At 40.0% G+C, this 26,228-nt stretch carries 26 protein-coding genes and 1 tRNA gene; 10 read left to right on the forward strand and 17 right to left on the reverse strand.

What is annotated here, in order from left to right:
- Positions 1–72: 72 nt before the first annotated feature.
- The 6 genes from PSF67_RS10155 to PSF67_RS10180 form a co-directional block, all read right to left on the reverse strand.
- Positions 73–468, reverse strand: a complete 396-nt coding sequence (locus PSF67_RS10155) for a hypothetical protein (RefSeq protein ID WP_094960712.1) — start codon at positions 466–468, stop codon at positions 73–75.
- A complete protein-coding gene (locus tag PSF67_RS10160) occupies positions 468–686 on the reverse strand; it encodes a helix-turn-helix transcriptional regulator (protein ID WP_172767332.1) in 219 nt (72 codons plus the stop codon). Before PSF67_RS10160 ends, PSF67_RS10155 begins: the two co-directional genes overlap by 1 nt.
- A gap of 182 nt (positions 687–868) precedes the next feature.
- Positions 869–1,462 (reverse strand): hypothetical protein, encoded by a 594-nt coding sequence (locus PSF67_RS10165; protein ID WP_272676858.1) that lies wholly within the window; start codon positions 1,460–1,462, stop codon positions 869–871.
- Between the two features lie 18 nt (positions 1,463–1,480).
- The gene (locus PSF67_RS10170) at positions 1,481–1,897 is read right to left on the reverse strand and encodes a hypothetical protein (protein ID WP_272676859.1); all 417 of its coding nucleotides are present in this window, start codon (positions 1,895–1,897) and stop codon (positions 1,481–1,483) included.
- A gap of 212 nt (positions 1,898–2,109) precedes the next feature.
- Positions 2,110–3,321 (reverse strand): tyrosine-type recombinase/integrase, encoded by a 1,212-nt coding sequence (locus PSF67_RS10175; protein ID WP_272676860.1) that lies wholly within the window; start codon positions 3,319–3,321, stop codon positions 2,110–2,112.
- A 164-nt stretch (positions 3,322–3,485) separates the two neighbouring features.
- Positions 3,486–3,573: transfer RNA gene (locus PSF67_RS10180), tRNA-Ser, on the reverse strand.
- Between the two features lie 183 nt (positions 3,574–3,756).
- On the opposite strand from PSF67_RS10180, the gene PSF67_RS10185 reads away from it, so the two are divergent.
- Entirely contained in the window at positions 3,757–4,086 is a 330-nt protein-coding gene (locus PSF67_RS10185) for a TusE/DsrC/DsvC family sulfur relay protein (protein WP_004256090.1), read from the forward strand.
- Between the two features lie 6 nt (positions 4,087–4,092).
- Here PSF67_RS10185 and PSF67_RS10190 read toward each other — a convergent pair whose 3' ends face one another.
- Entirely contained in the window at positions 4,093–4,371 is a 279-nt protein-coding gene (locus PSF67_RS10190) for an acylphosphatase (RefSeq protein ID WP_195698474.1), read from the reverse strand.
- A 219-nt stretch (positions 4,372–4,590) separates the two neighbouring features.
- Between PSF67_RS10190 and hspQ the strand changes: the two genes are divergently transcribed.
- Positions 4,591–4,911, forward strand: a complete 321-nt coding sequence (gene hspQ, locus PSF67_RS10195; RefSeq protein WP_004256095.1) for a heat shock protein HspQ — start codon at positions 4,591–4,593, stop codon at positions 4,909–4,911.
- Between the two features lie 84 nt (positions 4,912–4,995).
- Here the strand turns inward: hspQ and PSF67_RS10200 are convergent, their stop codons facing one another.
- Entirely contained in the window at positions 4,996–5,409 is a 414-nt protein-coding gene (locus tag PSF67_RS10200) for a CoA-binding protein (protein ID WP_102138516.1), read from the reverse strand.
- Between the two features lie 114 nt (positions 5,410–5,523).
- Here PSF67_RS10200 and PSF67_RS10205 point away from each other — a divergent pair, with 114 nt between their 5' ends.
- The gene (locus PSF67_RS10205) at positions 5,524–5,982 is read left to right on the forward strand and encodes a methylglyoxal synthase (RefSeq protein ID WP_102138515.1); all 459 of its coding nucleotides are present in this window, start codon (positions 5,524–5,526) and stop codon (positions 5,980–5,982) included.
- A 55-nt stretch (positions 5,983–6,037) separates the two neighbouring features.
- Here the strand turns inward: PSF67_RS10205 and helD are convergent, their stop codons facing one another.
- Entirely contained in the window at positions 6,038–8,089 is a 2,052-nt protein-coding gene (gene helD, locus PSF67_RS10210) for a DNA helicase IV (RefSeq protein WP_231068986.1), read from the reverse strand.
- A 123-nt stretch (positions 8,090–8,212) separates the two neighbouring features.
- Here helD and yccS point away from each other — a divergent pair, with 123 nt between their 5' ends.
- On the forward strand, positions 8,213–10,363 hold the full coding sequence (gene yccS, locus PSF67_RS10215; RefSeq protein ID WP_148241594.1) for a YccS family putative transporter: 2,151 nt from the start codon (positions 8,213–8,215) through the stop codon (positions 10,361–10,363).
- 99 nt (positions 10,364–10,462) lie between these two features.
- On the opposite strand, the gene PSF67_RS10220 is transcribed toward yccS, so the two are convergent.
- On the reverse strand, positions 10,463–11,077 hold the full coding sequence (locus tag PSF67_RS10220) for a TfoX/Sxy family DNA transformation protein (RefSeq protein WP_272676861.1): 615 nt from the start codon (positions 11,075–11,077) through the stop codon (positions 10,463–10,465).
- A 231-nt stretch (positions 11,078–11,308) separates the two neighbouring features.
- Between PSF67_RS10220 and sulA the strand changes: the two genes are divergently transcribed.
- Entirely contained in the window at positions 11,309–11,830 is a 522-nt protein-coding gene (sulA, locus tag PSF67_RS10225) for an SOS-induced cell division inhibitor SulA (protein ID WP_166268055.1), read from the forward strand.
- Positions 11,831–12,185: 355 nt separating this feature from the next.
- Positions 12,186–13,244: a porin OmpA gene (ompA, locus tag PSF67_RS10230; RefSeq protein ID WP_210850282.1), complete on the forward strand. Its 1,059-nt coding sequence runs from the start codon at positions 12,186–12,188 to the stop codon at positions 13,242–13,244.
- A 182-nt stretch (positions 13,245–13,426) separates the two neighbouring features.
- Here the strand turns inward: ompA and matP are convergent, their stop codons facing one another.
- Complete coding sequence (gene matP / locus PSF67_RS10235; RefSeq protein ID WP_166185307.1) at positions 13,427–13,894, reverse strand: macrodomain Ter protein MatP; 468 nt, start codon at positions 13,892–13,894, stop codon at positions 13,427–13,429.
- Between the two features lie 173 nt (positions 13,895–14,067).
- Between matP and PSF67_RS10240 the strand changes: the two genes are divergently transcribed.
- From PSF67_RS10240 to fabA, 3 genes are all read left to right on the forward strand, one after another.
- The gene (locus tag PSF67_RS10240) at positions 14,068–14,244 is read left to right on the forward strand and encodes a GhoT/OrtT family toxin (RefSeq protein ID WP_004909646.1); all 177 of its coding nucleotides are present in this window, start codon (positions 14,068–14,070) and stop codon (positions 14,242–14,244) included.
- A 208-nt stretch (positions 14,245–14,452) separates the two neighbouring features.
- Entirely contained in the window at positions 14,453–16,189 is a 1,737-nt protein-coding gene (locus PSF67_RS10245) for an AAA family ATPase (protein WP_195698471.1), read from the forward strand.
- Positions 16,190–16,285: 96 nt separating this feature from the next.
- On the forward strand, positions 16,286–16,804 hold the full coding sequence (gene fabA, locus PSF67_RS10250; protein ID WP_004909641.1) for a bifunctional 3-hydroxydecanoyl-ACP dehydratase/trans-2-decenoyl-ACP isomerase: 519 nt from the start codon (positions 16,286–16,288) through the stop codon (positions 16,802–16,804).
- 131 nt (positions 16,805–16,935) lie between these two features.
- Here fabA and rmf read toward each other — a convergent pair whose 3' ends face one another.
- The 6 genes from rmf to rlmKL form a co-directional block, all read right to left on the reverse strand.
- A complete protein-coding gene (gene rmf / locus PSF67_RS10255) occupies positions 16,936–17,106 on the reverse strand; it encodes a ribosome modulation factor (protein WP_004256131.1) in 171 nt (56 codons plus the stop codon).
- Positions 17,107–17,462: 356 nt separating this feature from the next.
- Entirely contained in the window at positions 17,463–18,017 is a 555-nt protein-coding gene (gene pqiC, locus PSF67_RS10260; RefSeq protein ID WP_166185312.1) for a membrane integrity-associated transporter subunit PqiC, read from the reverse strand.
- The gene (gene pqiB / locus PSF67_RS10265) at positions 18,017–19,666 is read right to left on the reverse strand and encodes an intermembrane transport protein PqiB (RefSeq protein ID WP_102138507.1); all 1,650 of its coding nucleotides are present in this window, start codon (positions 19,664–19,666) and stop codon (positions 18,017–18,019) included. Before pqiB ends, pqiC begins: the two co-directional genes overlap by 1 nt.
- Positions 19,663–20,937: a membrane integrity-associated transporter subunit PqiA gene (gene pqiA, locus PSF67_RS10270; protein WP_102138506.1), complete on the reverse strand. Its 1,275-nt coding sequence runs from the start codon at positions 20,935–20,937 to the stop codon at positions 19,663–19,665. Before pqiA ends, pqiB begins: the two co-directional genes overlap by 4 nt.
- A gap of 30 nt (positions 20,938–20,967) precedes the next feature.
- Positions 20,968–22,875 carry an ABC transporter ATP-binding protein gene (locus PSF67_RS10275; RefSeq protein WP_272676862.1) on the reverse strand — a complete coding sequence of 636 codons (1,908 nt, stop codon included), beginning with the start codon at positions 22,873–22,875 and terminating at the stop codon, positions 20,968–20,970.
- 11 nt (positions 22,876–22,886) lie between these two features.
- The gene (gene rlmKL, locus PSF67_RS10280) at positions 22,887–24,995 is read right to left on the reverse strand and encodes a bifunctional 23S rRNA (guanine(2069)-N(7))-methyltransferase RlmK/23S rRNA (guanine(2445)-N(2))-methyltransferase RlmL (RefSeq protein WP_272676863.1); all 2,109 of its coding nucleotides are present in this window, start codon (positions 24,993–24,995) and stop codon (positions 22,887–22,889) included.
- A 98-nt stretch (positions 24,996–25,093) separates the two neighbouring features.
- Between rlmKL and PSF67_RS10285 the strand changes: the two genes are divergently transcribed.
- A complete protein-coding gene (locus PSF67_RS10285; protein WP_166268059.1) occupies positions 25,094–26,209 on the forward strand; it encodes a YcbX family protein in 1,116 nt (371 codons plus the stop codon).
- Positions 26,210–26,228: the final 19 nt, after the last annotated feature.

The following is a 26,228-nucleotide window of genomic DNA, read 5'->3' on the forward strand; positions in this document are numbered from 1 at the left end:
TTGGCTGTTTTCAGGGTGAGCGAATCCACCAGCATTTAAGCTGTTATTTTTTAGTTTCATTTTCTTATTCCGTTATTTTGTCGGGTAGAGGCTTAAAATGTTATTTACGTGTGCTTTATCCAGTGTTTGGTAATTACCTTGTTCAGCGCGTTCATTAATTAAATTGATGACCTTTTGCGCGTCCTGAGCCGTCTTAAAGCGGTAGCGGTAGTGTGAGCCAATACCATCAGGATTAGGCTCATCAATACGTTCTAGTTCGATATTTAATAAACGTTCCAATTCATTTGGATAATTACGACCTGACGATAAGCGACAATGAATTAATATTTCATTCTCAGTAAATCCATTAATGCCAGTACCTAACATATATAAACGGGCACGGTGTTTTTTCGGTGGGTTCTTTGATAGAATAGATGCTGTCGCGTTATCCTGAGAAGCCACCTGTAGCGGGTGGTTTTTCTTTTCCATTATGCCACCTCGCCAGTGCGTGATTCAGCAATCTTATTTGCTACCCACTCATCGACTTCTGACTCAACAAAAGCAATAGAACGAGTACCTATCTTTACTGATTTAGGGAATTGACCTGCTTCAATGAGGCGATAAATCCACGCCTTACCATAGCCAGTACGACGCATAACTTCAGGTAAGCGAATGAGGTTTTCTTTTAAGGTTGTTACTGTTGGCATGATGCCCCCTGTTATCTGATTAATGATACGCCTTGATGGACGCCCGTATATCTCAGGAGGTATGCTATATATAGTTTTATAAATTAAAAATGACGCTTAAACTAATAAATTTCCGCTACTTTATCATGACCATTTTATTCATTTATACATCATTCAACGTCATGACATAAGAGCGCTTAATTTTACATAGTTTTGTCCTTAATTTTTAATAACTCAAACTCATAATTGAATTTATTCAACATAAAACTTCTTCGCCCAGCCAGTGGATTCATAAATATTTTTTCTTCCCTATGCGTATACTTATAAGCCATTTGAGAGTCAATGATGCTTCTCATTCTATCTCTTTTCTCATTCAGTGCGTTGTCATACCCAACTAGCACTTCTTGTTTTTTTATATTATTGCTCTTGGCTTTTGAAATAATCCTAGATACTGTCCTTTGGTCAATATAATTATCGATTACAGTGGAAGCTGCTATCAAATTAATAGCTTTATTTATATTCTCAAATCCATTTTCAATGAATAAAACAGCTAACGATGCTAATAACGCCCTATCATTTTTTGTTTGATCATTTCTACTTGTTATTAATTCACTTTTCAATATGTTTATTTCAGTCTCAATCCATAGAGGATTGAAGCTATTGTCGCCATTTGTAATTTTAAATTGAGCGCTATAATTATAATCAGATAAAATCCAATGATTATTCAATTGTATTAAATCCTCTAATTTAGATTTGTAATCCTCTAAAAAAGCGATTTTATACTCTATATATTTCACATTGTCTTCGTTTCTCAATTATGAGGCTATTTTAAAAAAAACAGAACAGACAACCCTTAAGTCAGCAACCATATTCCTACTGATTTCATTTTTTTTATAGTAAGAAGATGTATTACGATTGTTATTTACTATCTCCAAAATAAATGGATAAAAATCAATATTAAAATCAGTATCTATGCCCAGTGACTGGATGGCTTTAGTTAAATGAACTTCTTCTAAAAACTTGGACAAATAGCTGTATGATTCCTTCAAGCCTTGCCTTATCTCTTCTTTTTTTATTATTTCATCACAAGCTCTAGCAATTAAAATTTTTCTGTCATTATCATCATTTCTCTTTGTTGGAGCAGCAGCAACGCAGTAGTAAATATCCCAAATGAATAGATATATTTTTTTTGCATGATAACTTACCAATTCAATCTTATCTAAATCTGTCACAACGCCACCTCACGCCCTCTTTTGATAGGAGCTATGCCAGCTAGTAGAGGTGTACTAGTTTTCGGGAGCTACCCTAGACATAGCTTTATTCTTTATAGTCTACACAAGTCTACTACAGTCTATAATTACTGTCTATTTGTCCAGTTGTGACTATTTCAGGTACAAAAAACCAGACCTTTTATTGTCTGGTTCTGTATCTGGTTGCTGGTGGACTAAGCACGTTTAAAATTGCCGTGGACTACATTACCCCCGTTCTCTAATGCCCCCATGTAATCAGCGTACCATTGAAGCATTTCTCTACGGCCATCAAGGTACTGAGCATGGTTATACGTTCCACGAATAGAGTTCTTATCAACGTGCGCTAGCTGTGTCTCAATCCATGCGGTGTTATAACCTTGTTCGTGTAGGATAGTGCTCATTGTGTGTCTGAAGCCGTGGCCTGTGGCTCTGCCACTGTAACCCATGCGCCTAATCATCGTATTCAGTGCCATATCTGATATATGTTTTCTATAATCAGTGCGGCTAGGGAATATATATTGATAACTGCCACTGATAGGGTGTATCTGTTTCAACAAATCAATAACCTGCTCTGATAGTGGTACAATATGAGGGCGGCGCATCTTCATTTTTTCAGCCGGTATTTCCCATACTCCAGTATCAAAGTTAATTTCTGACCATTCCGCCTTTCTCAATTCGCCTGGTCGAACTCCAGTTAATATAAGCACCCTTAATGCCACTCTTACAATCTGGCTTCCCATGTACTTATCAATAGAAGAAAGAAACTCTGGTAATTCACTTACTGAAAGATGGGCGTAGTGCTCACGCTTATGTGGAACAAAGGCACTGGCTAAATCTGGCGCAGGGTTATACTCAGCCCTACCAGTAATAATGGCGTACTTCCATACCTCGCCACAACGTTGACGCACTTTCTTTAGCTTCTCGGTTGCTCCGCGCTTTTCCATAATAGAAAGTACTTCGAGTAGTTCCATGGGTTTGATTTCAGCAATCGGGCGATTACCTATATAAGGAAAAACGTCTTTCTCAAATGCGTCCATCATGTCATCACGATAACCAACAGACCAGCGATCCTTTCTGCCCTCATACCATTCAAGGGCAATATTTTTAAAGGTGTTTACACTGTCAATCTTTGAGGCTTGCTTTTGTTCTTTGCGTTGTTGGTTTGGGTCAATTCCATCCGCCAGCAATCTCTTTGCATCATCACGCTTTCTTCTGGCATCAGCTAGTGTAACGGTTGGATAAATTCCAATAGCTAAAAGTTTCTCTTTGCCATCAATTCGGTATTTTAACCGCCAATACTTTCCGCCATTAGTTTTAACCAATAGATACAGCCCACCACCATCTGACAGTTTGTAGTCTTTTTCTTTAGGCTTGCTGGAATCAATTTGCTTAACGGTTAGTTTCATTTGGGGGTACTCAAATCATGGGGTATAAATGTACCCCCATATGTACCACCTAAAGGGGGTAGTTTTCAATAGACGATAGTAGACGTTGGAATAATGGAATTCAGTTGGAATGCTTGATTTACTTGGGATTGGAAGACTTTAGTAGACTTGATTGGAAGTGAAGATGGCGGAGGAGGAGAGATTCGAACTCTCGGATGGTTTCCCATCGGCGGTTTTCAAGACCGCTGCCTTCAGCCGCTCGGCCACCCCTCCGCAATGACGTGCACTATAAACATCCTCTCATTGGATGTAAACCCCTAATGTGATCATTCGCTTTAAAAACATACGTCTTTCATACTGTTAGGCGAAAATATCAACATTCTAACGACTTTACTTGGGTTACATCTCTATTTTTGCTAAATTTACGTTCTAATTTTATTTGAGTTGAAAAAGAGTATGTTGGTTTTTAATAATCAAGAAATAGAAACAGATGCGCAAGGTTACCTGCTTGACAGCCAACAATGGAGTGAAGAATTAATTCCTTTACTCGCACAGCAAGAAGATATTGAAATTACCAATGAACACCTCGAAATTATCCGTTTCGTCAGGAATTTCTATTTGGAATTTAATACCTCTCCTGCTATTCGTATGTTAGTTAAAGCAGTTTCCCAGCAGTTTGGGGAAGAAAAAGGCAATAGCCGTTATTTATACCGGTTATTTCCTAAAGGTCCTGCTAAACAAGCGACTAAACTTGCAGGCCTGCCAAAACCGGTGAAATGCATTTAATTTCCGCTAATAGCGGACACTAAAGTCCGCTATTGGCTCGGTTTTCCAGTTTTCGGTAAAAAAATGGTCTACCTTTGCCCCTGGAGGCCCCCCAGCTTTCAGCCACTCATCAACAAACTCAATATCTTGCTCTGAGCCATAAATAGCTAGCTTAACACTACCGTCATCCCGGTTACACACAAAGCCTTTTATGCCATTCTGATTAGCCCAATGATAGGTCTGGTAACGAAACCCAACCCCTTGAACACGACCATAAATATAAAAATATCGACCTGATGTAATCATGTGAGCCTCCATTGTCAGAGCATAATGTATTGATACCTTCTTTTAACAGTTGTTTTTTATTCATTGAACAGATAATCTGCTAAATGAGGCACTGCTTTTGATCGTTACGTATAAAGACAGTGTATTGCGTTATTGATAATTGTCTATATCTTAGCTTGAAAACGCGTAGCACTGCCCATATATAGTTTGAAGTATAAGCAAGGCTTTTAGGAGGTCGCTATGATGATCACCAGTAAATATGGAATCGGGCAACAAGTTAGACACAAACTTCTCGGCTACTTAGGCGTTGTTGTCGATGTAGACGCTGAGTATTCGCTCGAACAACCACATGATGATGATATTGCCGCTAACAGCACACTACGCGATCTACCTTGGTATCATGTTGTTATGGAAGATGACAATGGGGATGCTGTTCATACTTATTTGGCTGAAGCTCAAATTACTTATGAAACCGTAGAAGACCATCCAGAGCAACCATCAATGGATGAACTAGCGGAATCAATAAGGTCTCAGTTGCAAGCACCTCGCCTTCGCAACTAACCTTCAAATATTTATATTGTTATTTATGAACGCAACCGTAAAGCAGCTCACTAGCTGCTTTACTTTTTTAACGCTAGAAATACTTTATTTTTCAAGACCTAAAGCAGGTATTTCTTGTTTTGGGCATTTATCCATAACAAACTGCAAACCAGCCTGCAAAGCGATTTGCTGTGCTTCTTCACTAATCACCCCTTTTTGTAACCACAAAACTTTAGCTTTAATTTCCACTGCTTCTCTGGCCACTCCTACTGCAGCTTCTGCATTACGAAACACATCGACCATGTCAATAGGCTCTGGTATATCACTAAGTTTTTCGTATACAAGCTGCCCTAATAAAGTTTGCCCAGCCAATTTGGGGCTCACTGGAATAACGGTATAGCCTTGATGCAAAAGATATTCCATAACTTCATAACTCGGCCTATTTGCCTTATCACTCGCTCCCACTAAAGCAATAGTTCGAACACACTTTAAAATTTCAGCAATTTCTTGATCTCTCATCAAAATATCTCCCAAAACCTATAAACTATTCACTAGCATTATGATATATGTTGTATATCTTTGCTCATTCAATTTTTAAAGATGTTTATCTCGCATCTTACTTAAGGGAATATCATGGAATCAACAACCCGTAAAATTACAGCCTCAAAAAATATTGCTTTGGTTGCCCATGACCACTGTAAACCTTCATTATTATCTTGGACTAAGAAAAACAATGAACGGCTCCAAACTCACAAATTATACGCAACCGGCACAACAGGTAATTTAATCCACCAGCACACTGGGTTGCCAGTCACCAGTATGCTAAGTGGCCCTATGGGGGGAGACCAGCAAATAGGCTCAATGATCGCAGAACAAAAAATCGACCTCTTGATTTTCTTCTGGGACCCTCTTAATGCTGTACCTCATGACCCTGATGTTAAAGCATTGTTACGTTTGGCTACAGTTTGGAATATTCCTGTCGCGACCAACCCTGCAACTGCTGATTTTTTAATCACATCACCCTATTTTGATAATGTAATAGACGTCGTTATTCCTGATTACGAAAGCTATTTAAATAAACGAACTAACTAATCTACCAATATTAAGCGCCACAGCATTCTGGCGCTTAATACAAAATAAGATTACCTTAAGGTTTCTTTTGCTTTGGAACGCCCAATTGCTTGAGTTCATCAACAAATTCTGACGGTTTTTCTGGGTCATAGAGTAACCAAACTTGCTGCTTAGCCCGTGTTAATGCGACATACAGCAAACGTCTTTCTTCTGCGTGATCAAAATCTTCTGGTTTAGGCAATAAAGCTCGCTCAATGATTGATTCGCGCGCAGGAGCAGGGAAACCATCCTTTCCACTATTCAGACCACAAATGATGACATGGTCTGCTTGCTGCCCTTTTGAGGCATGAATCGTCATAAACTGAATATTTAATTTTGGCCAACGAGTTTTGGCTTTATCTAAAATAGTAGGTTTTAAATAATGGTAGCGGGCTAGCACTAATACCGTTTCATCATCAAGCACATAGCCACTCATTTTGTCCAACAAACGTTCAAAGGCATCCTCACAAAGAAGAACAACCGATTTTTTATTCCCTTTCGTTAAGCTATTCAATGGTTTATCTAGCTGCATTGGGTTTTGTAAAATAAACTGGTTAGCCACTTCACCAATACGCTCATTAAAACGATAAGTGGTGTCTAAAGCGCAAAGTTCTCCAATGCCAAAGTTATGCTCAAACGATGTTGTTAAGTCTAATTCTGCACCACTAAACCGATAGATAGCCTGCCAATCGTCTCCAACAGCAAATAACGTCGTTTGCTTATTCTGCTGTCGTAGTACCTGCAATAATTTAGCTCTAAGAGGCGAAATATCTTGGAACTCATCGACTAAAATATGTTTCCATGGGCTAATAAAACGCCCTTTCTCTAAAATGTTAATGGCCTGATGAATTAATCCAGAAAAATCAATTGCACCTTCATCTTTCAAAGCGCTTTTCCACACTTTCAATAACGGCGCCATTAAACGAATGCGCTTTTGGAAAAGGTCCCTTATTTCTTCTTCCGTATTATCAATCATGTCCTTCTGGCTACCGCCATGCATACGCATTAAGCTTAGCCAACGGTCTAACCTAGCAGCCACTTTATTGCTTAATTTTTCGTCTTTCCAAAACTCACCGTCTGGAATTTCCCACTGCAATTCTTCAGAAAGCCATTCTCGCCAGCCTTTTGCTTGTGCTTTCTTTGCTGAACATTGTTCTCGCCATTCATTTAATAATAGTGTTTGCCGTTTTTGAGTGTCAGTTTCTAACTCACTAATTACTGGCGATTTTTTGCTACCTTCACGAATAATGTGTAAAGCAAGAGCATGGAAAGTTTTTGCTTCAATATCTTGTTGTAGTCGTGAATGAATACGTTCATTCATTTCATCTGCCGCTTTGCGACCAAAAGCTAACAATAGAATTTGTTCTGGTTTTGCCAAACCTCGCAAGATCAACCAGCCAGCCCTAGCCACGAGGACTGATGTTTTACCACTCCCAGCCCCCGCCAGTACTAATACGTTATCCTCACCATTAATTACAGATAAAGACTGTGAATAATTGAGTGGTGATGTTTCTACTTGCTGGAAAAAATCGTGATAGTGAACTAAGACAGACTCACACCAGTGATCGTTAATTTGCCGCCGACAGTTTTGGCCATTATTTAGCCAATTTAAGCATTCGTGATATTGTGGTGCACAATTTTCAAATAATAAAAGGCGCGCCAAAGGCATAGGTAGCGATGAGAATTTCTGTGATATTTTATCTTTTATCTCGGCTAAGTGGCGCAACGTCAACCAATGATCTTGTTGCGTCAATTGTTCAATCGAATTAACTAATTCACTCAATACACTAGCACTGACGTGGCTCATTTCAGTGCTCCATTGTTGCCATTTTTCATTTAAGTAATGATAAAAGCGCTGAGTTTGCTTCCATTCCGTACCATGTAAACGAACAACCTGCTCATTCACAATTTCAAATTCTAACTCCCCCCAAACAATCCCTCTCTTACAACGAATATCAATGAGTTCATTAAATGGGATAAGATATTGGTGGTTTTCACCACTCACTTCAATACCTGCGTTGAGCAAGCGAACCCGATTGTAGGGATGCTGAGCCAGACGCTGTCCAATCTGTGTTGATTTCAGTTCCATACGTCCTGCACCTGAGAAAATCAATGACAAAAATACGGTTGGCTTGATTCCAAACGGTTTTTTATTCCTTGCAAACAAGCTATCCTATATAGATTAGGGCTTGTCTTACCTTTGAGGTACTTTGTGCTAACACTGCTTACCAGTTATCGTCGTGTGCTATATAACAGCCATATTTTATATTATATCCGAATCTTTATAGCCCTGACAGGCGCAACCTTGGTGCCGTGGTTATTAAACCAAGAGCCTAAAATCACTATCCCACTTACCTTGGGCGTGGTTGCTGCAGCACTGACTGACTTAGATGATAGGCTAACTGGCAGAATAAAAAATTTAATTATTACACTTTTTTGTTTTTTTATTGCATCCGTTTCAATTGAACTGCTGTTTCCATACCCTTTGTTTTTCTTTTTTGGCCTCGCCTTTTCCACGTGTGGTTTTATTCTTCTTGGTGCTTTAGGGCAGCGATACGCAACCATCGCATTTGGTGCACTGTTAATTGCCATTTATACCATGCTCGGTGTACCTATTTTTGATACTTGGTACCAACAACCTGCATTATTACTCACAGGGGCAATTTGGTATAATATCTTAACTTTGATTGGCCATATTTTATTTCCTGTTAGGCCACTACAAGATGCAATAACCCAATGCTACCAGCAACTTTCAGCTTATCTAGATGCAAAAGCCAACTTATTTGACCCAGACTTAGAAGATGACTACCAACGTTCAGTTTATGATTTAGCTTTAGTAAACAGTCATTTAGTTAGCACCATGAACCAAGCTAAAATTGCATTACTGAGCCGATTAAAAGGAGATCGGGGACAAAAAGGCACGCGAAATTCACTGCATTATTATTTTGTTGCCCAAGATATTCACGAACGAGCAAGTTCATCTCACATACAATACCAACAACTTAGCCGTACTTTACGTCATTGTGATATTTTATTTCGTTTCCAACGCCTACTAACCATGCAAGCAAGAGCCTGCCAGCAAGTTGCTCAATCGGTTTTATGGCGTAAACAATACCAACATAACCCTCGTTTTGAACGTACCTTCACTTACATTGAAAAATCGCTACAGCTACTAAAACAGCAATCACCTGAGCTTCATGAAATTAAAGCTCTGTATAACTTGCTTAAAAACTTAAAAGGCATTGACGTTCAACTTAAAGGCCTAAGCCTTGAGCAAAGTACATGGCAGCAAAATAATAAACAAATAGAGCAATTATCTGACGAATCGTTATCAGGTATTAGTGATATTATTTCGCGAGTTAAACACCATTTAACCCCGAAATCCTCTTTATTTCGCCATGCGGTCAGAATGTCAATTCTCCTTTGTACTGGCTATATCATCATCCAACTATTTGATATGGAAAGAGGATATTGGATATTACTCACTAGCTTATTTGTATGCCAACCTAACTACAGCGCCACTAAACGCCGTTTAGCTCTACGTATAATAGGCACGATTGTTGGTATTCTCATTGGCTTACCCTTGCTGAATTTAATCCCTTCAATGGAAGGCCAACTCACGCTAATCGTTATTTCTGGTTTGCTGTTCTTTATGTTTCGCAGTAGCCAATACGCCCAAGCAACCTTATTTATCACGCTACTCGTCTTGTTTTGTTTTAACCTACTTGGCGAAGGGTTTGACGTTGCACTTCCACGGATCATTGACACATTAATTGGTTGCTTTATTGCATTACTTGCCGTCAGCTTCATTTGGCCTGACTGGAAATTCCGTCAACTTCCCCAGGTCATACAAAAAACCATGGATAGCAACTGCCGTTATTTAGATGCTATTTTACAACAGTACTACCAAGGTAAAGACAACCGCCTTGAATATCGAATCGCACGAAGAGACGCACATAATAATGATGCAGAATTCGCTTCTATTGTCTCCAATATGGCTTCTGACCCTAAGTCTTATCGAATCACTCAAGAACAAGCTTTTCGCCTTCTCTGCTTAAACCACACTTTACTCAGCTATATCTCTGCATTAGGTGCGCATCGTGAAAAAATGCAAAATGAAGGTAATCTTTCATTACTCAACGACGCTATTTGTTATGTTGAATCATCGCTACAAATCACAACCATTGACCCACTCGTTATTGATGAAAAATCAGATAAACTTCGCCACAGTTTATTGCAGCGCATAGATAACATTTCAACCAGTGATGACGAAAAAACGTTACTTATCATGGAACAAACTAAGTTATTGCTCGAACTAATTCCTGAGATAAAACAAATAATTCGAACCATTAGTGCGTCATAAATATACCGATGAGCGGGTATTGAAATTCTAAATACCCGCCCATCTTCATATGGCGTAATGTAATATTAACTACAAAAATACCAGTCCACTTTCGCAGGTTTAGGCTGACGTCAACTCAAAACTATTATACCAAGCGATTAACTCTTGTTTGATATCCTTGGGTAAAACAGCACTATGGCACCCCTCTATTGCAGCGGCTAAGCCAATGAGTAACTTAATACTGGGGTTATTCCTACCATGTTTTTTTAACTTCATAAAACAAGCCTTTGCGCCCATCAAACGCAAATCATCAACATGAGATACACCTATTTTCCCTAGTGCGCGCTCAACCGACATATTCATATTAGGCAAATCTTTTATACGCATAGTCATTGATTGCTTTTGTTTTAATTCCTCGATAGCTGAACGGTATGCCAGCTCAATATATTGAAGAAACAAGGACTCGTCATGCCAAACTTGTTCCGAAAGTTGGTAGTAACGCATTTCCAATGGAATGCCTTTTTTAGTATAAACTAATCGATTAAACCCTGACGCTTCAAAGTGACTTCTTGCCACTAAGCAGCCACGCAAATAAAAACAACCGTCGAGTACCAACCCTACAATTGCATCATCGACTAATAGACAAAACCCACCGAAATGATTTTTACGTTTTAACTCGCCAAACTGACTTAACAAATGAGATAAATAAAAATTTTTTTCTTCTTCTAACAACATTACCAAACTCCTTTTTGGGTATGCTCAATTTTCATCCTTGAGAAAATTAATTTTATAATTTCTTTTTTTACAGATAATTACGCATAACCAATTTTGAGAGTATCCATAAAAAATGCCAAGAAGAATGCAGAAAAAAACAACAAAGTTGCGAAGCGCTTTGAAAAAATAGTCTTGATATTGGATGGATATACAGTTACTGTATGTTTATACAGCATTGTAACGAGGTAAATTATGAGCATCTATTCTTGGAACAACTCAACAGAACATTCTCTTAATAATTACGCACAATCAATCCCTGCGACAGGGCTTACTAACAGCTCTATGCAACAAGGTATGGTGAGCGAACTTGTTTACGATGAAAAACACCCTATTATGGATTACATTTTATTACCCATGCTTCGCCAGTTTGGGGTTCAATCACGCTGGTTACTCTGGCTAAGTCCTAATAAAAAACTCAGTAAACACTGGTTAGAACAATCAGGTATACCCACCAATAAAGTTATGCAATTAAATCATATGGAAGATATCACTACGATTGATGCCATGGAAAAAGCATTAAGAAGTGGTAATTATAGTGTGGTTTTGGGGTGGCTGCCGGAAATAAGCGAGCAAGATTTTATTCGTTTGCAATATGCTGCTCAAGAAGGCCGTTCTATCGGTTTAATTATGCGCCCACAGAAAACATATGATATGGTTAGTACACAAGCAAGACAGTCAAACCACTTAAAAATTCATTCAAATCATTACCACTAGGCAAGATTAAGAATTTTCTTACTAAATTTAACCTTTAGACATATTTGTCTCTAAAGTTAAATTAAAAGTATTGTAGATCAATCAGATAGATTAAAAATAATCATTGCTAAAAATATACATATCTCTCTGATTTATACACTAAAAAAACACTTTTTTTAACGATTATTGCTCACTCTACTTGTATCTTTTTAAGTTCGTTGTAGACTTTAGCTTGTTCGGCTTATGGCATTATTTTTTTACTTTTCTTATTTTTTTGTAGATAATGTCTGCGAAACCTAGCAAGTAAATTAAACCAATGGCATATAATAAGGCTCAGCGAAGCCAAGCCAATATTGGATGATAACGAGGCGTAAAAATGAAAAAAACAGCTATCGCAGTAGCAGTGGCAGTAGCAGCTTTTGCAACCGTTGCACAAGCAGCTCCAAAAGATAACACTTGGTATACCGGTGCTAAATTAGGTTGGTCTCACTATGAAGACACTAAATTCACTCCTAACGATGGCCCTTCAGTAGGTAGTTCTACCGAACGTGATACTTTAGGTGCGGGTGCATTTGCTGGTTACCAATACAACCAGTACATGGGCTTCGAATTAGGTTATGACTGGTTTGGTAAAATGAAATACAAAGGCGCTGACAAAGGCGACTTAACATCTATGGGTGTTTCATTAACTACTAAATTAAGCTATCCAATCATGGATGACTTAGACGTTTACACTCGTTTAGGTGGTATGGTTTACCGTACAGAAGCTAAAGCTAACCAACGTAACTACAAAGAAACTGACACTGGCGTTGCACCTGTATACGCACTGGGTCTTGAGTACGCAATCACTCCAGAGTGGGCTACTCGTTTAGACTACCAATGGGTTAGCAACTTAGGTGACAAAGACAACATCGGTACTCGTCCAGACAACGGCATGCTGAGCGTTGGTGTTGCTTACCGTTTCGGTCAAGCTGATGCTCCAGTTGTTGCTCCAGCTCCGGTTGTTGCTCCAGCTCCAGTTGTTGAAAACAAACGCTTTACTCTGCGTTCAGACGTTCTGTTTAACTTCAACAAAGCAAGCCTGAAACCAGAAGGTCAAGAAGCTCTGAATGAGCTGTACAACGAACTGAGCAGCATCGACCCAACTCAAGGTCGCGTACTGGTAGTTGGTTTCACTGACCGTATCGGTTCACAAAACTACAACCTGCCACTGTCACAAAAACGTGCTCAGTCTGTAGTTGACTACTTAGTTGCTAAAGGCGTTCCAGCTAGCGCAATCGCTGCAGAAGGCCGTGGTAAAGAAGATCCAGTAACTGGTAACAAATGTGACGATGTTAAAGGCCGTGCTGCTCTGATCGAGTGTTTAGCGCCAGACCGTCGCGTTGAAATCGAAATCCAAGGTACAACTGAAGTTGTAACTCAACCAGGTGCTTAATTCTTAGCCCTAGTTTGAATTTCGAACTGAAAAACAAAAACCCCAATGAATATTGGGGTTTTTTATTGTCAGAAATAACAAAACAAGTACAACCCCAAAATTTACTTTCAAAAATCTAATTCTGTAATAAGGGTATCTTGCTTGGACACACACGATTAAGCGACGCTCATCACTGATTTTCTTTAATTATCCGTTCCCTTTGGGGTCCCAAGGATCGCTTGTAAATCTTGTTTCAATGAGCTCATCTGGCTTTCATATTTATCTTTATGTTCCGCGTCCTCAATCAACTGAATAATAGTTTCAGACAACGTCTTATTACGCTTCACAGCAAGATTAGACAAACGCTGCCACACCGAAAAGTTTAAATCTATTGATTTCTTACGTGTATGTGGGTGTTCTGCATTAAAATGACGCTTGCGCCTCGCTCGAATACTCTGTTTCATTCGATTATCAAGCTCTGGATTCATATGCAGAGTGATCCACTTTAGTACATCAATCGGTCTATTTTCCATTTTTAGCAGCAAGTCTATCGCTTCTTTTTCTGCGCTTCTTTCTATATAGCGGGTAATTGCTTCGCCACCCCTTGCCTTATTGACGAGGTATTCCCATTTCCAGCCACATTCAAGATTTTCAAGCTGCTGATATTTCATAATTTTTCCTGAAGAAAATTGAACCTATCTTTATATTAGCAAGATTATATACAAAATACTCAAGCAGATATTCGATTTAGTGGAATATTCACTCTTTCAATAAAGAAGATAACCTGCCCTTGTGAAAATAGTGTACAATCTGCCCCTATCTGTTAACAAATTAATAAAACTGCATGTCCACATTTGAATACATACTCGTCATCTATGGGATTGGCGGTGTATGCGCAATGCTATTTACCCTACTCGTAACAAAAGACCCTAACTGTTTTATGCGCTTACTGAGCGCCATACTTATTGGCTTAACTTGGCCAATGACACTACCAATTGTATTTATGTTTTCGTTATTCTAGTCGATAATTCAACAATTATTGCTGCAAGATTGCCTATCAAAGGCTAATATAGCAAGCTTGCCCATTGGGTAATGAATGAGCCTGAAATTTGTTTATAAAACAAACAATGTTATTTAGCAAATTTATTAAATAAACCTTATTCAGGTATATACGCCCAGCTTATTGGCAGGCATTTTATTTATAACCCTATTAATAGCAGATAATTATAGTGATCAGTCAAGAACTAACATGGCAAGGCCTAATTCCTAACTTATCGTCATTTCAGACGAAATTTGTATCTTCAGAAACGTTGACCCCTACAGTTTTATCAGATATTCAGCCTAGGCTATCTGATGGCATACAACATTTCGTTGATGAATTTGCCCAAACACGCTTTATGTTTATCAAGTCTGATGAAAGTGAGGCGTATCTTAGCCTTTATGCTAATGCAATTACCCCCTTACTGGCAGAGATAAATACCATTGATGGTGATTATCAATTATCTGAAGATAGCCGTCTTTTTCAGTGGAAAAGTGGTGTTAAAAGCCGTTTCTCTTCTCATGAAAAAATCGCTTACCGTAGTTGGATAGAACCCGAACAATTATTTGGCTATGTCACCCCTTCATTGAATTTAGTGCCAGGATTACTCCACAAAATTAATGGCGGGATCTTAGTTATCGCAGCTAGCGCATTAATCAACCAACCTTTAATGTGGGCTCGCCTAAAAAATATGGTTAACCGTCAACAACTTGAATGGTTGCCTTATTCTGAAAATCAGCCTTTACCGATTGAAATTGAGCCACAACCTTTAGAGCTTAAAGTTATTATTGTTGGTGATAGATTAGCTTTAGAAGAATTTGAATTTACATCACCGGAGCTATTTAGCTGCGCTATTTATGGCGAATATGAGCCTGTTATGTTCTTCGAAGATGAGGAACAATTGAGCTTATGGATGCGTTATATAAAATCCATTATTGACTCCAATAAATTACCACATATTTCGCCTGATGGATGGGTCCCTTTTATCCAACAAGCTGTACGTTACTGTGAGGATAAATTTAATCTTCCTCTTGATATTCTTTGGTTAGTTCGCTCTCTTGTTGATGCCAGCCATTACCATGTTAACCATTTGTTGACTCAAGAGTCATTTAAGCAAGCAAATGAAAACCGCCAATGGCGCCACAGTTTTCTTGCTGAACGTACTCAGGACGATATTCTGCAAGAACAAATCTTCGTTAAAACTGAGGGCGAAGTTATCGGCCAAGTTAATGGCTTGTCTGTCTTGCAATATCCAGGGCACCCTGACGCCATTGGTGAGCCATCCCGTATTACCTGTGTCGCACATTTAGGTGACGGTGAATTCACAGATGTAGAACGTAAAGCAGAGCTGGGTGGGAATATCCATGCCAAAGGCATGATGATCATGCAAGCCTATTTAAATTACGAGCTTAAATTAGAGCAACCTCAGCCTTTCTCCGCCTCTATCGTCTTTGAGCAATCTTATGGTGAAGTTGATGGTGATAGCGCATCACTCGCAGAGCTGTGCGCTTTAATTAGCGCATTATCACTACAGCCTATTGATCAACAAGTTGCTATCACAGGTGCGGTTGACCAATTTGGCTATGTTCAGCCTATTGGCGGGGTGAATGAAAAAATTGAAGGTTTCTTTGATATCTGTGAAAAGCGTGGGTTAACAGGCAACCAAGGTGTCATTATCCCAATGGCAAATGTTCGCCACTTATGTACTAAATCAGCTGTCGTTGAAGCCGTACAAGAAGGCCAATTCCATATTTGGCCTGTTGAACATGTCGCCCAAGCCATTACTTTACTGACTAAGCAACCTTACTTTGAACAACAAGCTGAAGAAGAAAATGTACACCTGTTAGCTTTAATTCAAGAACGAATCAATCAAGCAAACTCACCTGATAAAGCCAGACTTCCTTGGTTCTTAAAATGGATTAGTTAAGTAAAGATTGCGTAAAAAATAGCAGATCGGAGTTGTTCAGCGTACAAGTGTAAGCTATCCTGTAGCCCTACACATAATAAAGGCTATCTTAAGAACATGGTTGAGAAACGCGGATCCTACACAAAAGATGATTTAATTGCTTCTGGTAAAGGTGAGTTATTTGGAGAAAATGGTCCTCCACTCCCATCAGGAAACATGTTGATGATGGATCGTATCGTCAGTATGACTGAAGATGGCGGTACATTTAACAAAGGTTATGTGGAAGCTGAACTGGATATTAATCCAGACCTTTGGTTTTTTGGCTGCCACTTTACAAACGACCCTGTCATGCCAGGCTGTTTGGGCCTCGATGCAATGTGGCAGCTAGTTGGCTTCTACCTTGGCTGGCTCGGTGGTGAAGGTAAAGGACGTGCTTTAGGTGTTGGCGAAGTTAAATTTACTGGCCAAGTTCTGCCTACTGCGAAAAAAGTCACTTACCGCATCAGCTTTAAGCGCGTGATCAACCGTAAGCTGATCATGGGGTTAGCTGACGGTGAAGTATTAGTTGACGGTAAATTAATTTATACTGCAACGGACTTAAAAGTGGGTCTTTTTAAAGATACGAGCGCATTCTAAACATTTGAAATGCAAACCTCCGCAATCGCGGAGGTTCTTAAATGAATTGATATCTTAAACTTAAAAACCCGAAAAATACTCAAGAAAACGAGTACAGGTTATTTAAGCTAAACGATCAAAGAATGTGGGGGTTACACCACCGCTATGGTTCGATCCTCCATCGCCTTTCGCCAACCACCTAGCCAATGCGACCGAGCATCTACTGCTTGATACGGGCACAACTCTTTAGAGCGCCCTGCTAAACCTGCTTGATAACCTCTTGATAAAGCTCTTTCTAAACGGTCTCGCTTCTGTCTTTTCATGCCTTACTTCCCTCATCATTTAAATGGAAAAGAAAACAGCACCTACTATTTTTAATAGGTACCCTATAGAAATAGCGCCCGTTGATAAAAAAATCAAGTAAAGATTTTCATATATTTGTCATAAATAGCATAAATGTGACTTGTATATGACAATTAACATAACCTATTGATTTTAATTTAAAATAAAAACATTCTTTTATTTATCATAATATTAGAGAACAAAAGCAATTATTATTCACTAATATATAAATTAAAAGAATATCTATATTTAATTAAATTAAAAATGCACCTTGAATATATAAACCACATATATTCAAGGTGCATTTAATATAAATTACTTAAGTAATAACCAAAGATTAGTATTTATCTATCTCTTTCGCAATACTCTCAGCCACTTGTTGCCAACCCATCGATAACGTACGAACCAGCTCAGGGTAGCCATCTTCATTTTGGTCTAGCTGCACATCAAAATTACGGCGGATCACATTTTTATCATGAGAGTAAGTCCAAAAACCTTGGATTAATACTTTGCCGTCATATCGCCCATTAAAGGCTGTTAAAGTAATATCAAGTGTATCCGGTGAGTTCTGTAATGGCTGCAAAGACACCAGTTTTTCAGGTAACGCTGCAGATAATTCACTCACCATCGACTGACCAAGCTGTTGCTCTAATGGGCTAGCCCATAGATGTGTACTTGCATTGGTATAACTGACATCTGTCGTCTGGTAGGTAATCCCATTTGATGTCAGCACATCTGATAACATAATGCGTTGCAACCATACTTGGCCTTTATTCATCACCTCTGCAGATTGTGTCTGAGGAGTTTTCATTGGCAATTGGTAGTACTTTTTCTCTGGAGTACTACTACAAGCTGCCAATAATAAAACAAATATCGATAGTAAATATCTCATTATTTTTTCACTCCTTTAGGCTCAACATCCTTCGTTGGTTCAGCTTCGAAAACTAACGCATTACTCTTATTATTCAAAGTACGTAAAAGCGGCTGAACTTCTCTCAATACTTGGTCTAAACGCTGCATGTTGTCCACCATTTTATTATAGGCTGGTGAGCCAGGTTGGAAACCTTGCATTGCACGGTTCATTTCTTGCAGTGTTTTTTGCAAGTCATGAGGTAAATTTTGGAACTCTTTACTCGCCATAACTTTGTTGAGTTGTGCCAACATCGCATTAGCTTCTTTAACAACTTTCTGCCCTTCTGCCAATGTTTGTGTTGTTTGGTTAAGCATCGGTTCAATTGGCATATTGTTGATTTTATCCAACACCGCAATGACTTTTTGTTGAATTTGCGCTAAACCTGCACTGGTTGTTGGGATGATTTTATAGCCAGCAACCACAGTTGGGCCTTTATAAGGCTCAGCATTTTGCACAAAATCTAGATCAACAAATAATGCGCCAGTGAGTAAATTCCCTGACTTTAATGATGCCCTCAAGCCATCTTTCAAGGCTAAATTTAATTCATTTTTCAAATTAAAGTTCTTACCGACATCCTTAGAGAAACGTTCCGGCTCAATGTGGATCAAAACAGGAATTCTGAAGTCATTATCCAGAGATTGGTCTAAACCTTCCGTATAAAAAGGCACTTGTGCAACGGTACCTAAACGAATACCACGGAACTCTACCGGTGCACCCGGTTGCAAGCCTCGCACTGAGTCTGAGAAAAATAAGACAAAGTCTTGATACTGTGTATACAAGGAGTTTTGAATACTGCTTTGGTTGTCAAACAGTTGGAATTCAGTATTTTCCTTCACATTTGCACCAGGAACCCACCCCGTTGGAACATCAAAACTTACACCACCGGTAAGCAGTGTAGCAATTGAGCCCATTTCAACATGAACACCTTGGGATGACATATCAAAAGCAATACCGCTGTCTTTCCAAAAACGTACATTTGAACTAATCAATTTGTCATAAGGTGCATTGATAAATAATTGATAGCGCATATCGCGTTTATCCATATCAAAGTCGCTGGTTTCAACAGAACCGACTCGATAACCACGGAATAACACTGGGTCACCCGGGTTTAGCTGCCCTGCCTTATCGCTCACCAATACGACACGAATTCCCTTGGCATCTGGTGATGCAAGAGGCGGAGTATCCAATAGAGTGAACTCGAAATGCTCTTTTGCCGCTAACCCCGGCTGAAGCTCAATATAAGCACCTGAAAGTAATGTGCCCAGCCCGGTGACGCCATCACGCCCGATTGTCGGTTTTACAATCCAAAACGCGGAATCGGTACGCAACAACTCTTTCATTTCGTTATTCAAGCGCGCTTTAATGATCACTCGACTAAAGTTATCATCAAGTGTCACACTTTCGACAACGCCAATATCAACGCTGCGGCTTTTAATTTTGGTTTTACCCGCTTCTATTCCTTCGGCATTGTAAGTGATTAATGTCACTTCAGGGCCTTGGTTGCTAAAGTGGTAAAATAAGACCCAAGCACCAAGCAAGACTGTCACTATTGGGATCACCCATACAGGCGACCAACTTTTTAGCTTGCTAATTTTGGCATTGGCCTGTGGTGTTTCTTTATCAGTCACCCGATGACTCCTTCTTGTTCAACAGTATTTACTGCATTTTTTCTTTCACAGCGATCCCAAGTTAATCTAGGGTCAAAGGTCATCGCTGCAAACATTGTGAGAATAACAACCACACCAAAGAAAATAATCCCCATCGCAGGGACAATATTCATCAACTGCCCCATTTGAACCAAAGAGGCTAAAATAGTGATAACAAACACATCTATCATTGACCAACGGCCAACATATTCCACTAACTCATAAATAAAATGCATACGATGCGGGTCGCGATTACCGTACCCTTTGGAATCTAGGCAAAGCCATGCAATTCCAATCATTTTCAATGTAGGCACCATGATACTGGCAATAAAAATCACCATGGCAACAGGATATGATCCGTCTTCCCACAGCAAGATGACGCCATCAATAATGGTCGAATTTAATGCTGTTCCCAACGTATTTGTGGTCATCATTGGCAACACATTTGCAGGGATATACAACATAATTGATGTCACTAAAAGTGCCAAAGTCCATTGTAAACTTTGATTTTTCCGTACACTACCATGAGAGTGGCAGCGTGGGCACTTTGATTGTTCAGCAGGTAAAATTGCCGTACACACAAGACATAAACGTACATCTTGCTTAATACCCGTCTGGCCGACGATTAACGGCCTATCTAATTTCGGTGCTGCTTCAATTCGGTTCCATAGCCAATGGCGGTCTAAGCATTGAAAAGCCCTCACTTGCAGCATACAAAATACACAATAAGGTAAAAAGCTTAACCCAATGCCAATATCGCCATAAGCGATTAATTTAACAAAACTGACTAAGACCCCCGCTAGAAAAATCTCAGCCATACACCACGCTTTCATTTGGAACAAAATACGGGTGATCACCACTTTAATGCCTTTAGGAATATGAACTTGCAACCCTAAAAGGATAATTGTGACCATGCAAAATGCAGGGATAATCAATGAAAAGAATAGAAAAAAGAGTGCCAAACCGCTATAGCGCGTGGCGGCTATAATTTCAATAATTTGGAATAGCGAGATTTCATTTTCAATCCCTGCGGCGCCCATCTTAACAAAGGGGAATAAGCAGGCAACAAATAGCATAATTAATGCGCTGAATGCATATGCTGCTGGCTGCTTATACGGATATCGCCACTTTGAGACCAATGTGGTTTCGCAGCGTGGACATGTTGCCTTGCTTCCTTGCTCCAATTCAGGAACCGCAACCAACATGTCACACTGAGGACAAAGCACATGTTCATGAGACTCATGGTTGCACAAAGTGTATTTGCTCCTTTAATTAAAGCGTTATTAGCCGTTTTTCAGCAATTCAAGCTCTTGCCAACGATCAAACGCTTGCTCCAATTCAGCTTCTTTTGAAGATAGCTGACTCAGCGTTTTTTCTGTTACATCATGTGGTTGGTTGAAAAAATCAGCATCACCAACTTGAGCTTGCAGTGTTTCAATATCACGTTCAAGTTGCTCCAATTTTGCTGGCAATTGTTCCAATTCACGTAATAAATTATAACTGAGCTTATTTGACCGTTTTACCGCTTCTTTCGGTTTCGTCGGTTTATCTTGGCCAGCTACTTTACCTGTTTGTTCTGCTTTCAAACTCACGGTTTGTGCTCTTTGCTGTTGAGCATCGTAATACCCGCCAGCAAAACGGTTAATGACCCCATTACCTTCGAAGATCCAGCACTCTGTCACGCTGTTATCGACAAACTCTCGATCATGGCTAACCAATAAAACCGTTCCTTGGTAACCATCAACTAACTCTTCGAGTAACTCTAAAGTTTCGACATCAAGGTCGTTAGTCGGTTCATCGAGGATCAATAAGTTACTTGGTTTTAGGAATAAACGTGCAAGTAACAAGCGGTTACGTTCACCACCAGAAAGCGCCCTAACAGGGGTCATCGCACGTTTTGGTGGAAACATAAAGTCTTGCAAATAACCAAGAACATGACGTGGCTTACCATTCACCATGACTTCTTGTTTGCCTTCCGCTAAGTTATCCATCACGGTTTTATCTGGGTCCAATGCCGCACGGTGCTGGTCGAAATAAGCGACTTCCAACTTAGTACCACAATGCACTCGTCCGCTATCTGCTTGTAAATCCCCCAGCATTAAACGCAACAATGTTGTTTTACCACAACCGTTTGGCCCAACTAAAGCGATTTTATCACCACGTAATACTTGAGCTGAAAAATCTTTTACCAGTACTTTATTATCAACCTGGTAATTCACATTTTCCATTTCAAACACAATTTTTCCAGAACGGGCAGCTTCACCTACTTGCATTTTCGCTGTGCCCATCACTTCACGACGCTCTGAGCGCTCTACGCGTAACGCTTTCAACGCACGAACACGCCCTTCGTTACGAGTCCGTCGCGCTTTAATACCTTGGCGGATCCACGTCTCTTCTTGGGCTAATTTACGGTCGAATTCTGCATTTTGCATCTCTTCAACACGCAAAGCTTCTTCTTTATTCACCAAGTAGTCATCATAATTACCCGGCCAAGAAGACAATTGCCCACGGTCTAAATCAATAATACGGGTTGCCATATTGCGGATAAATGAACGGTCATGGGAAATAAATACGATGCTACCTTGGAAGTCTTTTAGGAAATTTTCCAGCCAAAGGATCGTTTCAATATCTAAGTGGTTAGTTGGCTCATCTAAAAAGAGTACTCGCGGGTTACTCACTAACGCACGGCCCAACGCCGCTTTACGTAGCCAACCACCTGATAATGAAGACAGTTCTGCATCCGCAGGTAAACCAAGTTTTTTCAGTACATCACTAATACGAGAGTCCAATAACCATAAATTACGGTTATCTAACACCTCTTGTAATTCAGCTAATTTATTTAGGTTTTTTTCGCTCGGGTCGGTTTCGACCTCTTTCGCAACATGGTGATAATCTTTAAGGTACTGAGCTTGTTCCGCAACGCCTTCAGCCACAAAATCAAAAATAGTGCCTTCAATATTACGCGGTGGATCTTGCTGTAAGCGAGCGACAATCAAGTCTTGTTCGTAAATTAATTGACCGTCATCCAGCGGCTGCTCTTTCGTTAACACACGCATTAACGTTGATTTACCCGCACCATTGCGGCCAACCAAACATACACGTTCGTTATCTTCGATATGAATTTCAGTATTATCGAGTAATGGGGCATCGCTAAACGAAAGGTATGCACCCGACAAATTAATTAAAGCCATTGATTCTATCCTTACTCTGCGTGGCTAATTAGCCAGCAGTTATGTATTTGACGGTTACGAGCAAAATCTTCTGACAGTGTTTTCGCTGTGATTTCTTGTGCTTGTAATCCTAATTCTTTAATTGCTTCAAGATCCGTTTTGAAACCACGTTTGTTATTAGAGAACATCACGGTTCCACCACGGCGTAATAACCGTTTTAGATGGGTAATCAACTGGATATGATCCCGTTGTACATCAAATGTACCATCCATACGTTTTGAATTTGAAAATGTTGGGGGATCAATAAAGATCAAATCAAATTGTTCCTGGCTATTCGCCAGCCAACTCAAGCAATCCGCTTGAATTAAACGGTGTTGACGACCTGTTAGCCCGTTCGCTTGTAGGTTTTTTTCAGCCCACTCAAGATATGTACGCGACATATCAACGGAAGTGGTGCTTTTCGCGCCACCAAGCCCTGCATGCACAGTAGCAGTACCGGTGTAACAGAACAAATTTAAAAAGTCCGCATCTTTACTCATCTGGCCTAACATTTTACGGGCAATACGGTGGTCAAGAAATAACCCCGTATCCAGATAGTCCGTCAAATTCACCAACATTTTCGCATTGTATTCTTGTACTAAAAAGAAATCGTCTTTTTGTGCTAATTTCTCATACTGCTGCTTGCCCTTTTGGCGCTGGCGCGTTTTTAACACTAGCTGATTCGATGTCAGTTCTAACACATTCATTGTTGCAGTAATCACATCAAATAGGCGTTGACGAGCTTTGCGTTCATCAACGGTTTTCGGTGGCGCGTATTCTTGGATCACGACTTTATCGCCATAAATATCAACCGCAACATTGTATTCAGGTAGGTCGGCATCATAAACACGGTAGCAATCGATCCCTTGCTGCTTCGCCCATTTACTTAATTTCTTGATATTTTTACGTAAACGATTTGCAAAATCAGGTGATATTTCCGCAATGGTTTCTGACGGTGTAGCCGCTAATTGATAATTCTTTTGAACGCAATCTAAAGGGCCGTTTTTGGCTTTAAACTCACGCTCTGAACGCAGTTGCAAGCAGCTGAGTAGCTCAGGAGAAGCACTAAAAATTGATAAACGCCACCCGGGGAATCGAGCCTTCACGATACGCCCTAACTGGCTATGTAGCGCAATTAAAGCAGGCTCACTTTCTAAACGCTCACCATAAGGTGGGTTACTGATAATGGTGCCTAGCGTATCAGTATTAACTGGGTTTTCTAATGCTGCTGCATCACCTTGCTTAAAGGTAATTAAATCTTGTAACCCTGCGCGACGCGCGTTAGCACGAGCCATTTCAAGTACACGCTTGTCGATATCAAAACCATAAAAGCGGGATGTCGTCTCTTTCAAACCTTGGCGAAAACGCACTTGTGCTTCCGTAGTTAATTCGCGCCAAAGTTCCGCGTTAAATTTAGACCACGCATAGAAACCCCAATGCGTACGGTGTAAGCCGAGGGCTTTATCCGTTGCCATCATTGCAGCTTCAATTAATAATGTTCCTGAACCGCACATCGGGTCGACCAATGGGGTTCCTTGCTGCCAACCTGAGCGGTTAATAATTGCCGCCGCCAGTGTCTCTTTTAAGGGCGCTTGGCCTGCCAAATCGCGGTAGCCACGAATATGTAATGAATCACCACTTAAATCGAGTGCCACACTGGCTCTCTCTTTATTCAGGTAGACGTTGATACGAATATCTGCTTGTTGACGAGCCACATCAGGGCGCTGGTCAAGCTTGCGTACGAAGCTGTCAACGATAGCATCTTTCACTTTCAATGCACCGTATTGGCTATTGCGAATTTCTTCGTTAGTCCCAGTAAAATGAACAACAAAGGTATCATTGACTGAAAAAATTTCACTCCAGTCGATAGCTTGTACACCGAGGTACAAATCTAAGTCACTGTAGACATCAAAATCATTCAGTGGCAATAAAATACGCGATGCCAGCCGACTCCACAGTAGGCTTTGGTACATGACACGTTCGTCGGCTTGAAAATAGACACCCCCTTGGGCCACTTTGCATTGGCTAGCGCCAAGCGATTCTAATTCCGTTTTCAGTAGTTCTTCAAGGCCGCGAGCTGTGCTGGCAAACAGAGAATTCATAGTATTTATTACCAATTTGGATGAAAAATTGTTGCGCATTATAGCTAATCTTATGCAGTTGTCATAAAGTTGCTACGCACAATTATAAGGATTAAAAAATGATAACGCTTTCGCGCCTTTACACACACCCAGTTAAATCTATGCGAGGAGTTCGTTTATCCCACGCCTTCGCTGATATTAGCGGTTTGACTTTTGATCGTAATTTTATGGTAACCACGCTGGAAGGTAAATTTATTACGGCGAGAAAATATCCACAAATGTTACTTTTTACACCGGTAATGCTCAATAATGGTCTTCACTTGCGAGCACCAAATGGCGAAAGTGCAACGGTATTGTATCAGGACTTTAACGATAAGCAGAGCCCTACTGAAGTTTGGGGCAATCATTTTCATGCACTTATTGCGCCTGAAGCGATAAATAGTTGGTTAAGTACCTTTTTTGATGAGCCCGTACAACTACGCTGGCTGAGCCCACAGCTTTCTCGCCGTGTCAAAGAACACCAAGATGTGCCGATGTCTTTTGCTGATGGCTACCCTTTCTTACTGATCAACGAAGCTTCAGTCCAAGAACTACAGCGCCGTTGCCCTGCTAGTATTAAATTAGAGCAGTTTCGTGGCAATTTAATTATTACAGGTGCCAAGCCTTTTGAAGAAGATACATGGAAAACCATTCAAATAGGTGATGTCGTCTTTACATTAGATAGGCCATGTAGCCGGTGCATTTTAACGACCGTTAGCCCAGAAAAAGGAATTAAACATCCTCACAGTGAACCACTTGCAACACTGCAAACCTTCCGTTCAGATGAAACTGGTGATGTCGATTTCGGACAAAATGTGATTATTAAAAATACGGGGGTTATTCGTGTTGGTGATACCCTGACGGTATTAGAAACTAAACCAGCAAAACAATATTTAGTTCAAGAACGGGAAAGTGATCTAGCTGCTAATAGTTTAAAAACTCAAGCCAATAATGTCAGTTTAATTTTTGAAGAAACAGAATATGAAGGTGATAACCAAAATGTGATCCTTGAGCAATTAGAATCCAATGGTCTAACGATCCCTTATTCATGTCGTGCTGGTATCTGTGGCCGCTGTAAAATTAAACTGATTTCGGGGGAAGTCACCCCGTTAAAACAAAGCGCCATTAAAGAAAATGGTTATATACTCGCTTGTAGCTGTATCCCGAAAACATCCGTTAAATTAGCATTTAATTAAGCGTTGGTTTTGCTTTTTA

Origin of the sequence: Providencia sp. PROV076, from assembly GCF_028483405.1 — a bacterium.
Taxonomy (GTDB): Bacteria; Pseudomonadota; Gammaproteobacteria; order Enterobacterales; family Enterobacteriaceae; genus Providencia; species Providencia huaxiensis.

Coding starts and splice junctions, on each gene's coding strand:
- PSF67_RS10275 (WP_272676862.1), bottom strand. CDS start 22,875: ATGGCTTTAATTAATTTGTCGGGTGCATACCTTTCGTTTAGCGATGCC.
- PSF67_RS10175 (WP_272676860.1), bottom strand. CDS start 3,321: ATGAAACTAACCGTTAAGCAAATTGATTCCAGCAAGCCTAAAGAAAAA.
- rlmKL (WP_272676863.1), bottom strand. CDS start 24,995: ATGAATTCTCTGTTTGCCAGCACAGCTCGCGGCCTTGAAGAACTACTG.
- sulA (WP_166268055.1), top strand. CDS start 11,309: ATGAGCATCTATTCTTGGAACAACTCAACAGAACATTCTCTTAATAAT.
- PSF67_RS10285 (WP_166268059.1), top strand. CDS start 25,094: ATGATAACGCTTTCGCGCCTTTACACACACCCAGTTAAATCTATGCGA.
- rmf (WP_004256131.1), bottom strand. CDS start 17,106: ATGAAAAGACAGAAGCGAGACCGTTTAGAAAGAGCTTTATCAAGAGGT.
- PSF67_RS10160 (WP_172767332.1), bottom strand. CDS start 686: ATGCCAACAGTAACAACCTTAAAAGAAAACCTCATTCGCTTACCTGAA.
- PSF67_RS10240 (WP_004909646.1), top strand. CDS start 14,068: ATGTCCACATTTGAATACATACTCGTCATCTATGGGATTGGCGGTGTA.
- PSF67_RS10185 (WP_004256090.1), top strand. CDS start 3,757: ATGTTGGTTTTTAATAATCAAGAAATAGAAACAGATGCGCAAGGTTAC.
- PSF67_RS10200 (WP_102138516.1), bottom strand. CDS start 5,409: ATGAGAGATCAAGAAATTGCTGAAATTTTAAAGTGTGTTCGAACTATT.
- matP (WP_166185307.1), bottom strand. CDS start 13,894: ATGAAATATCAGCAGCTTGAAAATCTTGAATGTGGCTGGAAATGGGAA.
- PSF67_RS10220 (WP_272676861.1), bottom strand. CDS start 11,077: ATGTTGTTAGAAGAAGAAAAAAATTTTTATTTATCTCATTTGTTAAGT.
- PSF67_RS10205 (WP_102138515.1), top strand. CDS start 5,524: ATGGAATCAACAACCCGTAAAATTACAGCCTCAAAAAATATTGCTTTG.
- hspQ (WP_004256095.1), top strand. CDS start 4,591: ATGATGATCACCAGTAAATATGGAATCGGGCAACAAGTTAGACACAAA.
- PSF67_RS10155 (WP_094960712.1), bottom strand. CDS start 468: ATGGAAAAGAAAAACCACCCGCTACAGGTGGCTTCTCAGGATAACGCG.
- helD (WP_231068986.1), bottom strand. CDS start 8,089: ATGGAACTGAAATCAACACAGATTGGACAGCGTCTGGCTCAGCATCCC.
- pqiC (WP_166185312.1), bottom strand. CDS start 18,017: ATGAGATATTTACTATCGATATTTGTTTTATTATTGGCAGCTTGTAGT.
- ompA (WP_210850282.1), top strand. CDS start 12,186: ATGAAAAAAACAGCTATCGCAGTAGCAGTGGCAGTAGCAGCTTTTGCA.
- fabA (WP_004909641.1), top strand. CDS start 16,286: ATGGTTGAGAAACGCGGATCCTACACAAAAGATGATTTAATTGCTTCT.
- PSF67_RS10190 (WP_195698474.1), bottom strand. CDS start 4,371: ATGATTACATCAGGTCGATATTTTTATATTTATGGTCGTGTTCAAGGG.